This window comes from bacterium, from assembly GCA_019637795.1.
GTDB lineage: Bacteria > Desulfobacterota > Binatia > HRBIN30 > CADEER01 > JAHBUY01.
Window position 1 is genome coordinate 883,470 of sequence record JAHBUY010000002.1, and the last position, 13,697, is coordinate 897,166.

Annotated in this window: 8 protein-coding genes; 4 read left to right on the forward strand and 4 right to left on the reverse strand. The window is 71.6% G+C overall.

Going from position 1 to position 13,697, the window contains the following annotated elements:
* Positions 1–13 precede the first annotated feature (13 nt).
* Genes KF840_09135 through KF840_09145 form a run of 3 tightly spaced genes read right to left on the reverse strand, consistent with a single transcriptional unit; the run spans position 14 to position 5,645 of the window.
* Entirely contained in the window at positions 14–3,118 is a 3,105-nt protein-coding gene (locus KF840_09135; GenBank protein MBX3025060.1) for an efflux RND transporter permease subunit, read from the reverse strand.
* Complete coding sequence (locus KF840_09140; protein MBX3025061.1) at positions 3,118–4,302, reverse strand: efflux RND transporter periplasmic adaptor subunit; 1,185 nt, start codon at positions 4,300–4,302, stop codon at positions 3,118–3,120. The genes KF840_09135 and KF840_09140 overlap by 1 nt, the downstream gene beginning before the upstream one ends.
* Positions 4,299–5,645 carry a TolC family protein gene (locus KF840_09145; GenBank protein ID MBX3025062.1) on the reverse strand — a complete coding sequence of 449 codons (1,347 nt, stop codon included), beginning with the start codon at positions 5,643–5,645 and terminating at the stop codon, positions 4,299–4,301. The genes KF840_09140 and KF840_09145 overlap by 4 nt, the downstream gene beginning before the upstream one ends.
* 451 nt (positions 5,646–6,096) lie before the next feature.
* Between KF840_09145 and KF840_09150 the strand changes: the two genes are divergently transcribed.
* From KF840_09150 to KF840_09165, 4 genes are all read left to right on the forward strand, one after another.
* Positions 6,097–6,873, forward strand: coding sequence for an SDR family oxidoreductase (locus KF840_09150; GenBank protein ID MBX3025063.1), 777 nt, complete (start codon positions 6,097–6,099; stop codon positions 6,871–6,873).
* Between the two features lies 1 nt (position 6,874).
* A complete protein-coding gene (locus KF840_09155; GenBank protein MBX3025064.1) occupies positions 6,875–7,444 on the forward strand; it encodes a DUF4136 domain-containing protein in 570 nt (189 codons plus the stop codon).
* A gap of 4 nt (positions 7,445–7,448) precedes the next feature.
* Positions 7,449–9,080, forward strand: a complete 1,632-nt coding sequence (locus tag KF840_09160; GenBank protein MBX3025065.1) for an acyl-CoA synthetase — start codon at positions 7,449–7,451, stop codon at positions 9,078–9,080.
* A gap of 275 nt (positions 9,081–9,355) precedes the next feature.
* Positions 9,356–11,005, forward strand: a complete 1,650-nt coding sequence (locus KF840_09165) for an ammonium transporter (protein MBX3025066.1) — start codon at positions 9,356–9,358, stop codon at positions 11,003–11,005.
* 21 nt (positions 11,006–11,026) lie between these two features.
* Here the strand turns inward: KF840_09165 and KF840_09170 are convergent, their stop codons facing one another.
* Positions 11,027–12,760, reverse strand: a complete 1,734-nt coding sequence (locus KF840_09170; protein ID MBX3025067.1) for a dipeptide ABC transporter ATP-binding protein — start codon at positions 12,758–12,760, stop codon at positions 11,027–11,029.
* Positions 12,761–13,697 lie beyond the last annotated feature (937 nt).

Here is a 13,697-nt window from a genome sequence, read left to right on the forward strand (position 1 = left end):
CCGCGGACGCGCCTCAGTCGTGCCCCTCGGCCGCGCGGTCGAAGAGGGTGTACAGGACCGGCAGCACGAACAGCGTCAGGGCCGTCGCGGTGACGAGGCCGCCGATGATGACCACCGCGAACGGACGAGCCGTTTCGGCGCCGACGGCGTGCGAGAGCGCCGCCGGCAAGAGACCGAGCGCCGCCATCGCGGCGGTCATCGTCACCTGGCGCATGCGCGAGAGCGCGCCCTCGTGCACGGCCGCCTGCGGCGGCAGGCGCTCGCGCCGCGCGCCGATGCTCTCGATGAGCAGGACGCCGTTCTGCACCGAGACGCCGAACACCGCGATGAAGCCGACCAGCGCCGACACCGACAGCGTCAGCCCCGCGAGTGGCAGCGCCACGATGCCGCCGATGGCGGCGAACGGGATGTTGAGCAGGATCAGCATGGCCAGGCGAGCGGAATCGAAGGCGCTGAAGAGGAGGAAGAAGATGACGAGCAGGGTGATCGGCACCACCACCGCCAGACGCCGCACCGCCCGCTGCTGGTTCTCGAAGGATCCGGTCCACTCGAGGTGATACCCGGGCGGAAGGCGCACGACCCTGTCGACCTCGCGCTGCGCCTCGGCGACCAGCGAGCCGAGGTCGCGGTCGCGCACCGACAGCTTGACGGCGATGCGCCGCTGGTTCTCCTCGCGGTAGATGTTGGCGTAGCCGGGCCGGATCTCGACCGATGCGACCGATCCGAGCGTCAGCCGCTCGCCGTTGGGGCCGAGGATCGGAATCTCTCGGATCGCCTCGACGCCCGAGACCGCCTGTGGCGCCAGCTTCACCGCCGCGTCGAAGGTGCGCTCGCCCTCGAGGATCTTGGTCGCCACCGCGCCGCCGAAGGCGGTCTCGATCACCGATTCGACGTCCGCCACGCTCAGGCCGAGGCGGGCGATCGCCGCGCGATCGATCGCGATCTGCACCTGCGGCAGCCCGGACAGGCGTTCGCGGCCGACGTCCTGCGCCCCGGCGACGCCCTGCAACACTCCGACCACCTGGTCGGCGAGCGACTCCAACGTCACGGGATCGCCGCCGAAGATCTTGATGCCGAGCTCGCCCTTGATGCCCGACACCGCTTCGTTGACGTTGTCCTCGATCACCTGGCTGAAGAGATAGTCGACGCCGGGAATGCGCCGCAGGCGCGCGTTCATGGCCGAGACGAGGCCGTCGCGCGTGCGCGCCGTCGTCCACTCCTCGCGCGGCCGCAGACTGACGTAGACCTCCCCCTGGTCGAACCCGTTCACATCCGTGCCATCGTCCGGTCGCCCCATCTGCGAGACGATGGTGCGCACCTCCGGGAACTCCGCGAGGCCGCGGCGCACCTCGCGCGCCAGCGCCGCCGCATCGGTCGGCGAGATCGACTCCGGCAGGATCACGTGGATCCAGAGCGCCCCCTCGTCGAGCTTCGGCAGGAACTCGGTGCCGAGAAAGTGCAGCACGGTGCCGCCGCCGGCGAGCGCGACGAGGGCGAGGCCGATGACCGCGGCACGCCGGCGCAGGGCCCATTCGAGCATCGGACGGTAGGCGCGTTCCAGCCAGCGGACGAGGACCGCCTCGCCCTCGGCGGGCTCGCGGCGCACGGCGAAGCTGGCGAGCACCGGCACGGCGGTCACCGCCAGCACCGTGCCGGCGAGGATGGCGAACGCCAGGGTCAGGGCCATCGGATGGAAGATCCGGCCCTCGACCCGCTCCATCGTGAACAGCGGCAGGAACGCGGCGAGCAGGATCGCCTTCGAGAACAGGATCGGCCGGCCCATGCGCGCCGTCGCCTCGACGATCAACTGCCGCAGCGAGGTGCGCGGCTCGTCGTTGTCGTCGCGCAAGCGCAGGAGGCGTTCGATCACCACCACGGCCGAGTCGACGATGATGCCGAAGTCGATGGCGCCCATGGAGATCAGGTTGGCCGGCACGCCGCGCAGGTCGAGGAGGAGGAAGGCGCCGAGCAGGGACAGCGGCACCGTCGACGCGACGACCAGCGCGGCGCGCAGGTTGCCGATGCCGAGGAACGCCACCAGGACCACCAGCACGAGGGCGATGCCCTCGAGCATGTTGTGGCGAACCGTGTGCAGGGTCCGTTCGATGAGCTCGGTGCGGTCGTAGTGCGGCACGATCCGCACGCCCGGCGGCAGGTCGCCGCGATTGATCGCCGCGACCTTTTCGCGGACCCGCTCCAGCACCGCGAGGGCGTTCTCGCCTTTGCGCAGGAGCACGATGCCCTGCACGATGTCGTCCTCGTCGACCGCATCGAACGCTCGTCCGGGCGCCGGCACGGTGAGGCCGACGCGGCCGAGGCGGAGTTGGTGGCCGATCGCCACCTCGCCCAGGTCGCCGACGCGAATCGGCGTGCCGTGGCGGGTGGCGACGGCGATCGCCTTCAGGTCGTTCAGGTCGCCCACCAGGCCGAGGCCGCGCACGACGTACATCTGTGGGCCCTGCTCGATGTAGGCGCCTCCGGCGTTGCGATTGCCCGCCTGCAGGGCGGCCAGCACGTCGGCGAGCGACACGTCATAGGCGCGCAGCTTCGCCGGGTCGACGATCACCTGGTACTGCTTCGTCGGCCCGCCGAAGCCGACGACGTCGACGACGCCGGGCACGGTGCGCAGCCGCCGCTCGACGACCCAGTCCTGGATCGCCTTGAGCTCGACCAACGGCATGTCCGGCGGCCCGACGAGGTGGTAGCGATAGATCTCGCCGACCGGCGTCGAATCGGGCGAGACGCTGGCCTCGGCCCCGGCCGGCAGGTCGACCGCCGCCAGTTGCTGGGCCACCTGGCTGCGGGCGCGGAAGCCATCGGCGTCGTCGTCGAAGACGATCGTCACCACCGACAGTCCGAACAGCGAGATCGAGCGCAGCGCCGCGCGCTTGGCGATGCTGTTGAGCTCGTTCTCGACCGGGACGGTGATGAAGCGCTCCACCTCCTCCGCGGCATGCCCGGGCCACAGGGTGATCACCTGGGCCTGGATGTTGGTGACGTCGGGATACGCTTCGACCGGCAGGTCGCGGAACGCGGCGATGCCGGCGACGACGAACGCCGCGAGGAGCGCCAGGACGATCGGCCGGTGGCGCAGCAGGGTGGAGACGAGAATCCGCATCAACCAGACGAGCCGGCGGTGAGGATCTGCTGCAGCAGCAACCCACCGCGGGTCACGATGCGCTCCCCCGGCGCCAGGCCTTCGAGCACCGGCATCCGGTCATTCGCCACCGGGCCGAGGCGCACGGGGGTGCGCACGAAGCGACCGGGCGCGCGCTCGACGAAGACGTAGTGCTGGTCGCCGTCGACGAACTGCGCGGTCACCGGGATCTCGGCGCCGACCGCCGGCGCGGGCTCGCTCGTCGTCACGTTGACGTACATCTCGGCTTTGAGCAGCCCGTCCGGGTTGTCGACGCTGCCGCGCGCCTTGACGGTGCGGGTCGCCGCATCGAGCGACGCGCCGATGAGGTCGAGACGGCCGGGAAACTCTCGCCCCGGGTAGGCGCGTGAGGTGACGACGAGCGCCTGCCCCGGTTGCAGGGCGGCGAGGTCGGCTTCGGCCACGTCGAGCAGCACCCACAGATGGCTCGGATCGCTGACGGTGAAGAGCGGCTGCACCTGCGCCGGATCGCTGGCGAGCATCTGGTCGGGCCGGATCTGCTGCCCGGGCGTGACGTTGCGCTCCACCACCACGCCGGCCAGCGGGCTGGTGAGGATGAGCTCGCCGTCGACTCGACCGACCCGGCCGCCATACGCGGCCAGCGCCGACCGACTGCGCGCGACCTCGGAGAGCGCCGACTGGTAATCGTCCTCGGCGGCCTCCAGCTCCTGTCGCGCGCCGGCGCCGTGGGCATAGAGGTCGCGCTGCCGCTCGACGGTGCGGGTGGCGAGCACGAGGTTGGCAGCGGCCTTGCGCTCCTCGGCCTGGACCTGCGCGAAGTCCGGCGACTGGACGACGGCGAGCGCGTCCCCGAGGGCGACCGCATCCCCCGGCTGGCGCAGGATCTCTTGGACGCGACCCGCCATCGGCGAGTAGACGCGCACCGTCCGCTCCTCGTCCCACGCCAGCCGACCGGTGAAGCTGCGCACCGTCGCCTGGCGAGGTTGCGCGACATCGATCTGCAGCGCCCCCATCTGCGGCGACGTCACATCCAGCACCACGGCGTCGCCCTCGACCCGCGGAGCGGGGACCGCGCCTTCCGGCGGCGGATCGCCGCAGGCGCCGGCCAGCATGGCGACGAGCAACAGGGGGCCGACCCACCATGGCCACGACCGCCCGGGTGCGACGCCTCGGATCCTGATCATTCGAGCTCCACGCCGACGACCTGCTCGAGCGTGTAGATCGCCGTCCAGTAGTCGCCGAGATCGCCATCGTACGCCGTGCGGGTCGCCGCCAGGGTGCGCTCCGCGTCGAGGAGCTCGAACAGCGATACCGCGCCTTTCTCGTACCGGTAGTGCACCAGGTCGCGCGCCCGCCCGGCCTGCTCGAGGAGGCGGGATTGATCGCGTTCGACGCGGCGGCGGGCGGAATCGACGGAGGCCAGGGCGCTGGCGACGTCGCTGCCGACCTGCAGCTCGAGCTTGCGCGCCTCGAGCGTGCGCGCCTGGAGCGCGGCCGCCGCGGCGCCGATCTCTCCCTGGTTCTGGTAGAGCAGCGGCAGCGGCAACGAGACCCCGAAGGTCGCCGTCGGCGGCTGGATCGCCTCCTGCCCCGTCCCCTCCTGCTGGTACTGCGCGGTCAGCGCGATGTCGGGAAAGCGCTCGCGGCGCGCCAGGTCGAGGGCGGCCTCGGCGCCGCCGACGCGCGTGCGCGCCGCCGCCAGGTCGGGGCGGTGGGCGAGCGCCAGCTCGCGCAGCGACTCGGCGCTCGCGTCGCGCACCTGGGGCGGGACGCGGAAGGGCGGAATCCCGTCCGCCAGGCGGTAGTCGACGATGGCGCCGCGGATGCCGAGCAGAGCGGCGAGGCCGGCCTTCGCGGCGGTCAGCTCCTCGGCCGCCACGTCGACCGCGCGCTCCGCCTCGAGCTGCGCCACCTCGGCGCGGGCCAGGTCGGCCTCCGACACGGCGCCGGTATCGAAGCGCCGCCGCACCAGCGCGAAGGTCTCCCCGGCGGTGCGCGCCAGATCGCGCGCCCGCTCCAGGGCGGCGGCTCCCAGGGCGGCGCGCAGGTACTGCTGCTTCACCGCCGGCAGGAGCGTGCGCTCGGCGTCGGCGCGCGACAGCGTGGCCGCGGCCACGGCCGCCGCCGCCACGTCGGTGCGCAGGCGCCGCTTGCCGACCAGCAGGTCGATGACCAGTCCCTGATCCGACACGTTGACCGACACCGCGGTGGCCGAACAGCCGCCGTTGCACTGGCTCGGATCGTAGTTGAACGAGTGTCCGCCGCTCGCCGCCACGGCCGGGTTCGGGAAGGCCGATGCCGCCCGCAGATCGCCGCGCGCGCCGGCGACCGCCGCGTCGGCGAGCAGCAGCTCGATGCCGTGCTGGCGGAAGAAATCCAGCGCCTGCCCGAGGGACAGCGGATCCGGGATTGCGTCCGCCGCCACCGGCGGTCCGCCGAGATCCTCCGCGGTGGCGCCGCCGGCCAGGATCGCGAGCATCACGAGGGCGGCGAGCGCCGTGCCACGCCAGCGAGACGCGATCGACATGGCAACGGGACGACGGGTACCGGTACGCATCGCTGGCGGGCCAATCCGTGTCGGCGCGGTTGCGCCGTCTTTAGCAGGCCACGCTGCGCCGCGCACGCCTACCAGGCGGTGCGCTTTCCGCCCGCATTTCCAGCACGCGCAGCGCGGCGGTTTCTCCGAACCCGGTGACCGCTGTCAGGCACGCGCAGCGTGATGCCATGGACGGGAACCAATCCAAGGGAGCCCATCGTCGCGCCGCGACCGTGGAGGATCTGCCCCCGCCCCGGTTTCGCCGCCAGGCGCGGCGCGGTCTTTCCGGCCGATCGGCCCGCCGCCGCGGCGATCCGGCCCCCGATGCGAGGGCTCGCATTCCCGGGTCGGGGATCCCGCGCAGTGGCGGGGGCCGCCGCCTCGAGGCGAGCCTCCGGCGGCGAAGTTTTCCTCCGCTCGGCGGCTGTGCCATGGTCGGGCGATGCGGCTCGCGGGCAGGGTGGCGATCGTGACCGGCGGCGCCTCGGGCATCGGCGCGGCGACGCTGCGCCGGTTGGCGGCGGACGGCGCGGCGGTCGTCTGCGCCGACATCAACGACGACCTCGGCGAGCAGGTGGTGGCGTCGATCGGAGCGCGCGCCGCCTACCGCCACTGCGACGTCGGCGAACCGGCGGACCTCGCGGCGACGGTCGCCTTCGCCGAGGAGCGCTTCGGCGGTCTCGACATCATCCACAACAACGCCATCTGGTCGGGCGGCGGCTGGGTGCACGAGATCGACGTCGAGATCTGGCGGCGCAGCCTGCAGGTGATGCTCGACGGCGTCTTCTACGGCTGCAAGGCGGCGCTGCCGGCCCTGCTGCGGCGCGGCGGCGGCGCCATCGTCAACACCGCCTCGATCGAGGCCTTCGGCGGCGAGATGATGGCCTCGCCCTACGCGACCGCCAAAGCGGGCGTCGTCAACCTGACCCGCAACGTCGCCATCGAGTACGGGCGCAAGGGCATCCGCGCCAACGCCATCTGCCCCGGCATCGTCGAGACGCCGCTGTACCAGCTCATGGAGCAGTTCGCCCGCCGCTCGCGGGCCGAGATGGAGCAGTTGTCGGCGCTCGGCCGGCTGATCCGGCCGGAGGAGATCGCCAACGTCGTCGCCTTCCTGGTCAGCGACGAGGCCTCGGCGATGACCGGCGCCGCGGTGGTGATCGACGGCGGGCTGACCGCGGCGCTGAACCTCTCGGGGCACGGGCCGTACGAGGGGTGAGATGGCGGCGCGGGTGGATCGCATGGCGCGCGGCGCCCTCGCGAGGCGCGTGGCCATCGGCCTGTCGCCGCTGCTGCTGCTCGCCTGCGCCCCCAAGATCCCCGTCCACGTCGACGCGTCGTCGCGGCAGACCCTGGCCGGGTATCGGACCTACGCCTGGATGACGCCGCCGCCGGACCGCAAGTCCGCCGACCACGAGCCGCAGCTCCAGGTGTTCGAATGGCAGGTCGTGACCACGGCGCAGAACGAGCTCGCCCGCAAGGGCTACATCCGCAGCGACAGCGCGCCCGACCTGCTGGTCCTGCTGCGCACCGACGTCGGCGAGAAGTACTCCGACACGATCGGCGACTACTTCTACTATCGCGATGCCGGCGGCACCAAGCCGTTGTTCAACGCCTTCTCGCTCGGCTACGAGCAGGCGACGATCACCTTCGAGGCGTACGACGCCGCCAGCCGCACGCTGCTCTGGCGCGGCCGCACCGCGGTGGCGATGGACGCGCCGCAGCGCGACCGGCGCGCCATCGACAGCGTGGGCGAATTGCTGAAGACGTTTCCGAGCGAACAGAGGTAGAGCCATGACGATCAATCTGGGGGATGCCTGGGAGGCGGTGGCCGACCAGTTGGGCGGCGAGACCGCGCTGTGCCACGACGCGCAGCGCGAGTCCTTCGGCGAGTTCGAGCGGCGCGCCGCGCGCCTCGCCGGCGCCCTCCAGGCGCACGGCGTCGGCCACGACACCAAGGTGGCGCTGTACCTGTACAACGCCAACGAGTACCTCGAAGCCTGCCTGGCGGCGTTCAAGCTGCGCGCCGTGCCGGTGAACGTGAACTACCGCTACCTCGCGGAGGAGCTGCACTACCTGCTCGAGAACGCCGACGCCGAGGTGGTGATCTACCATGGCGCGCTGGCCGAGCGGGTGCAGGCGGTGCGCGACCGGCTGCCCGCGTTGCGCCTGCTCATCCAGGTCGCCACCACCGACGCCGACCGCGTGCCGCTGCTCCCCGGCGCGCACGACTTCGAGGCCCTGGTCGCCGCGCACGATCCGGCGCCGCGCATCGAGCGCTCGCCCGACGATCTCATCTTCCTCTACACCGGCGGCACCACCGGCCTGCCGAAAGGCGTGATGTGGCGGCATCGCGACCTCTTCCGCGTCCTGTCGCAGAGCTACCAGGCGATCGGCGAGGTGCCGGCGACGGCCGCCGAGGCCGGCGTTCTGGCCAAGCGCATGCGCGAGATGGGGTTGTCCGGCCCGCTGCTGGCGGCGGCGCCGTTGATGCACGGCATGGCCTGGTTCACCTCGATGGGCCGCCTGCTGGTCGGCTCGACGGTGGTCAGCCTGGCCAAGCGCTCGTTCGACGCCCACGAGCTGTGGAGTCTGGTGCAGGAGCACAAGGTGGCGATGTGCGTCATCGTCGGCGACGCCTTCGCGCGGCCGATGGTGCGGGCGCTCGAGGAGGCGGAGGCGGCGGGCACGCCCTACGACATCTCCTCGCTCATGGTGATCGTCTCCGGCGGCGTGATGTGGACCCCGCCGTTCAAGCAGGCCTTCCTCGACCGCGGCGTGCCGATGTTGATCGACGGCCTCGGCTCCAGCGAGGCCACCGGCATCGGGATGATGATTTCCACCGCCGGCACCGAGCTCGAGACCGCCAAGTTCCAGCTCAACCCGACCACCCGCGTCTTCACCGAGGATGGGCGCGCCGTCGCGCCGGGCAGCGGCGAGATCGGCATGGTGGCGGTCGCCGCCGACAGCGGCATCCCGCTCGGCTACTACAAGGACGAGGCGAAGACCGCGAGCACGTTCAAGGTCATCGACGGCGTCCGCTACTCCCTGCCCGGCGACTGGGCCCGGGTCGAGGCCGACGGCAGCATCACCCTGCTCGGCCGCGGCTCGGTATGCATCAACACCGGCGGCGAGAAGGTGTTCCCCGAGGAGGTCGAGGAGGCGCTGAAGCTGCACCCGGCGGTCGAGGACTGCACCGTGGTCGGCATCCCCGACGAGCAGTGGGGCGAGCGGATCGTCGCCGTCGTCGCCTTCGGCGGCGGCCTCAGCGCCAGCGAGAAGGAGCTGATCGCCGCCGCCCGCGACCGCCTCGCCGCCTACAAGGCCCCCAAGCAGGTGGTGGTCGTCGACCGCATCGTCCGCAGCCCGGCCGGGAAAGCCGATTACCGCTGGGCGCGCGAGACCGCGATCCGCATCGCGACATAAGCCCACCGCAGCCCACCGCCAGGGGGACACGGAGGGGCGCGGAGGCAATCGTCGCCCCGCCACCGTTCAGCCGACGGTCGGTGGGCGGTCGTCGCGTTTCCCCAAGCCGGCCACGTGGCCGCTGCTCGTTCTCTGGGCACGGCTACCCAAAACGTGGGCACGGCCAGGTTCTGCAACTTCCGGCTCGGCCATGGCTCCATCTTCCGATAGAGACATGGCATCGCGGTTGCTCATCTGCGTGTGCCGCCCAGCACACGAGACAAGGAGACCCGCGAATGCTCCGACGCCCGTTGACGCTCGTCCTCGCCCTGGCCCTGTCGACCCTGGCACTGGCGCGATTCGCGCCGGCCCGTGCCGACGCGGAGGCGCCGAACCTTCCGCCGTACTTCACGGCCACCAGCCCGGATGAAGCGCAGCCCCTGTGGCCGGATGCGGGCGGTGGCGCGGCGGGCGTGTGGGCGGCGCCGGCGTCGGGCGCCGACGATCCGGCCAAGCTGACGATCGCCGACGTCTACGATCGCGTCGCCCACAACCTCTTCGCGATCAACTTCATGTGGACGCTGATCACCGGCTTCCTGGTGATGTTCATGCAGGCCGGCTTCATGTTCGTCGAGACCGGGCTGATCCGCGCCAAGAACGCCGCCCACACGGCGGGCATGAACTTCATGATCTACCCGCTCGGCTGCATCGCCTTCTGGGTCTACGGCTTCGCCATCGGCTGGGGCAACTGGTGGAACGGCCCGGTGGCGCCCGGCTGGTACGCATCGCTCGGTCCGGGCCTCTCGGTGCTCAATTCCGGGATCACGATCGGCGGCTGGGGGATCCTCGGCACCAAGGGATTCTTTCTCGGCCCCGACGTCGGCGACGTCAGCGTCATGGCGCTGTTCTTCTTCATGATGGTGTTCATGGACACCACCGCGACCATCCCGACCGGCGCCATGGCGGAGCGCTGGGCGTGGAAGAACTTCATGCTCTACGGCTTGTGGGTGGCGTTGCCGTACTGCCTGTACGCGAACTGGGTGTGGGGCGGCGGCTGGATCGCGCAGCTCGGCGGCAACCTGGGCCTCGGACACGGCGGGGTCGACTTCGCCGGCTCCGGCGTCGTGCACATGATGGGCGGCATCATCGGACTCGCCGGCGCGATCGTCATCGGACCGCGCATCGGCAAGTTCATCAATGGCAAGCCACAGGCGATCCCCGGCCACAGCATCCCGATGGTGGTGCTGGGCACCTTCGTCCTCGCCTTCGGCTGGTTCGGCTTCAATCCCGGCTCGACGCTCTCCGGCACCGACCTGCGCATCAGTTTCGTGGTCGTGAACACCATGCTCGCCAGCGTCACCTCGACGATGGGCGCCTACGTCGCCCTGATGCGGAAGGGGCTGAAGCCCGACCCGACCATGCTCTGCAACGGCATGCTCGCCGGTCTGGTGGCGATCACCGCCCCCTGCGCCTTCGTCGATCCCTGGGCGGCCGGCGTCATCGGCTTCATCGCCGGCGTGCTCGTCGTCTACAGCGTCTTCTTCTTCGAGCACCGCGGCATCGACGACCCCTGCGGCGCCATCTCGGTGCACGGCACCAACGGCGCCTGGGGCGTGCTGTCGCTCGGCATCTTCGCCAACGGCGCCTATGGCGCCGGCTGGAACGGCGTGGTCCGCGACTCGATGGTGAGCGCCTACGGCGCCGACGGCGTCCGCGGCCTGCTCTACGGCGACGTCTCGCAGTTCATCGCCCAGCTCGTCAGCGTCATCACCATCGCCGTCTTCGGCTTCGCGATGGCCTACGCCTGGTTCAAGGTGAGCGACATGATCACGCCGCTGCGCGTCGACGCCGAGGTCGAGCTCGAGGGCCTCGACGGACCGGAGATGGGCGCCATCGCCTACCCCGACTTCCCCATCCACGCCGGCGGCAAGAAGATGGTCGGCTGAGGGCCGCCGCGCGCGGCGCCCTCAGGCGAGGGCCGCCGCGAGCAACGTGCGCGTGTACTCGGCCTGCGGCGAGGCGAGCACCGTGGCGGCGTCGCCCTGCTCGACGACCACGCCGTCCTTCAGCACCAGGATGCGGTGGCTCATGGCGCGGATGACTCGCAGGTCGTGGCTGATGAACAGGTAGGCGATGCGATGACGGGCCTGCAGGTCGCGCAGCAGGCCGACGATCTGCGCCTGGATGGAGACGTCGAGGGCCGACGTCGGCTCGTCCAGCACCACCAGCTTCGGGTGCAGCACCAGGGCACGGGCGATGGCGATGCGCTGGCGCTGGCCGCCGCTGAACTCGTGCGGGTAGCGGTGGCGGGTGTCGGGGTCGAGGTCGACCTCGCGCAGCGCCTCGATGATGCGCGCCTCGCGCTCGGCGGCGCTGGCGCCGACGCCGTGCACCCGCAGTCCCTCTTCGATGATCTGCCCCACCGAGAGGCGCGGGCTGAGCGAGCCGTAGGGATCCTGGAAGACGATCTGCAGCTCGCGGCGCAGGGGCCGCAGCGCGCCGCCGCGCAGCGCCGCCAGGTCGCGGCCGTCGAGCTCGATCGCGCCCCGGCTGTCGACCAGCCGCAGGATGGCGAAGCCGAGCGTGCTCTTGCCGGAGCCGCTCTCGCCGACGACGCCGAGCGTCTCGGCCTCGCGCAGGGTCAGCGTCACGCCGTCCACCGCCCGCACGTGATCGACGACGCGGCGCAGCACGCCGGCGCGGATCGGGTACCAGACGCGCAGGTCGTCGCACCGCAGCAGCGGCCGCGCCTCCGCCGGCACCGGCGCCGGGGCGCCCGATGGCTGCGCCGCCAGCAGGGCGCGGGTGTAGGGATGCCGCGGCGCCGCGAAGACCGCGTCCACGGGGCCCGTTTCGACGATGCGACCGCGCTGCATGACGCAGACCCGATCGGCGATGGCGCGCACGATCGACAGGTCGTGGGTGATGAAGAGCATCGCCATGCCCAGCCGCCGCTGCAGCGCCTGCAGCAGCGCCAGGAGCTGCGCCTGGATGGTCACGTCGACCGCCGTCGTCGGCTCGTCGGCGATCAGGATGTCGGGCTCGTTGGCCAGCGCCATGGCGATCATCACCCGCTGCCGCTGCCCGCCCGAGAGCTCGTGCGGATAGGCGCCGAGCCGCCGCTCGGGATCGCTCAGGCCGACCAGCCGCAACAGCGACAGCGTCTCGACCCGCGCCGCCGCGGGCGCCAACTGCCGGTGCAGGGTGAGCGTCTCCGCGATCTGCCGCTCGATGGTGTGCAGGGGGTTCAGCGACGTCATCGGCTCCTGGAAGATCATCGCGATGCGATCGCCGCGGATCGCCCGCATGGTCTCGCCGTCGGCGCCGACCAGCTCGCGCCCCTGGAAACGGATGCTGCCGCGCACCCGCGCCGCCGCGACCAGCAACTGCAGGATCGCCAGCGCCGTCACCGACTTCCCCGAGCCGCTCTCGCCGACCAGGGCCAGCGTCTCGCCCCGGGCCAGCGCCAGCGAGATGCCGGCGACCGCCTCGGTGGCGCCGAACGAGACGCGCAGATCCTCGATCTGCAGCAGCGGCGGCTCCGCGGTGGCAGCGACGACGGGCGAATGCGCCGGCGGTACCACCTCGCCGGCGGCTCCTGGCGGCGCGCTGACCGCGGCCGGCGGCCCGGCCGTCAGCGCTCGCCGTGGATCCAGCGCGTCGCGCACGGCTTCGCCGATGAACACCAGCAGCGTCAGCATCAGGGCGATGACCGTGAAGCCGGTGAAGCCGAGCCACGGCGCCTGCAGGTTGTTCTTGCCCTGCTGCAGCAGCTCGCCGAGCGACGGCGAGCCGGGCGGCAGGCCGAAGCCGAGGAAGTCGAGCGCCGTCAGGGTCACCACGGCGCCGCTGGTGACGAAGGGCAGGAAGGTGAGCGCCGCGGTCATCGCGTTGGGCAGCAGGTGGCGGCGCATGATCGCCGCGTCGCGCACGCCGAGCGCTCGCGCCGCTCGGACGTAATCGAAGTTGCGGGCGCGCAGGAACTCGGCGCGGACGACGCCGACCAGGGTCATCCAACTGAACAGCAGCAGCAGCCCGAGCAGCATCCAGAAGCTCGGGGTGACGACGCTGGCGAGGATGATGAGCAGGAACAGCGTCGGCATGCCGGACCAGATCTCGATGAAGCGCTGCAGCAGCAGGTCGATCCAGCCGCCGAAGTAGCCCTGCACGGCGCCGGCGGCGACGCCGACCAGCGAGCTGAGGACGGTGAGGATGAGGCCGAAGAGCACCGACAGGCGGTAGCCGTAGATGAGGCGCGCCAGGACGTCGCGCGCCTGGTCGTCGGTGCCGAGCCAATTGCGCCGCGTCGGCGGCGACGGCGCCGGCCCCGGCAGGTCGCGCACCGTGGTGTCGTAGCGGTACGGGATCGGCGGCCAGATCATCCAGCCGTCGGCGGCGATGGCATCGCGCACCGCCGGGTCGCGGTAGTCGGCCTCGGTTTCGAGAAAACCGCCGAAGTCCGTCTCCGGGTAGGCGACCAGCACCGGCACGTAGAACCGCCCCTGGTAGCGCATGAGCAGCGGCTTGTCGTTGGCGATCAGCTCGGCCGCCAGGCTGACGAGGAGCAGGGCCGTGAAGATCCACAGCGACCACCAGCCGCGCCGGTTGGCGCGAAAGCTCGCCAGCCGCCTCCGATTG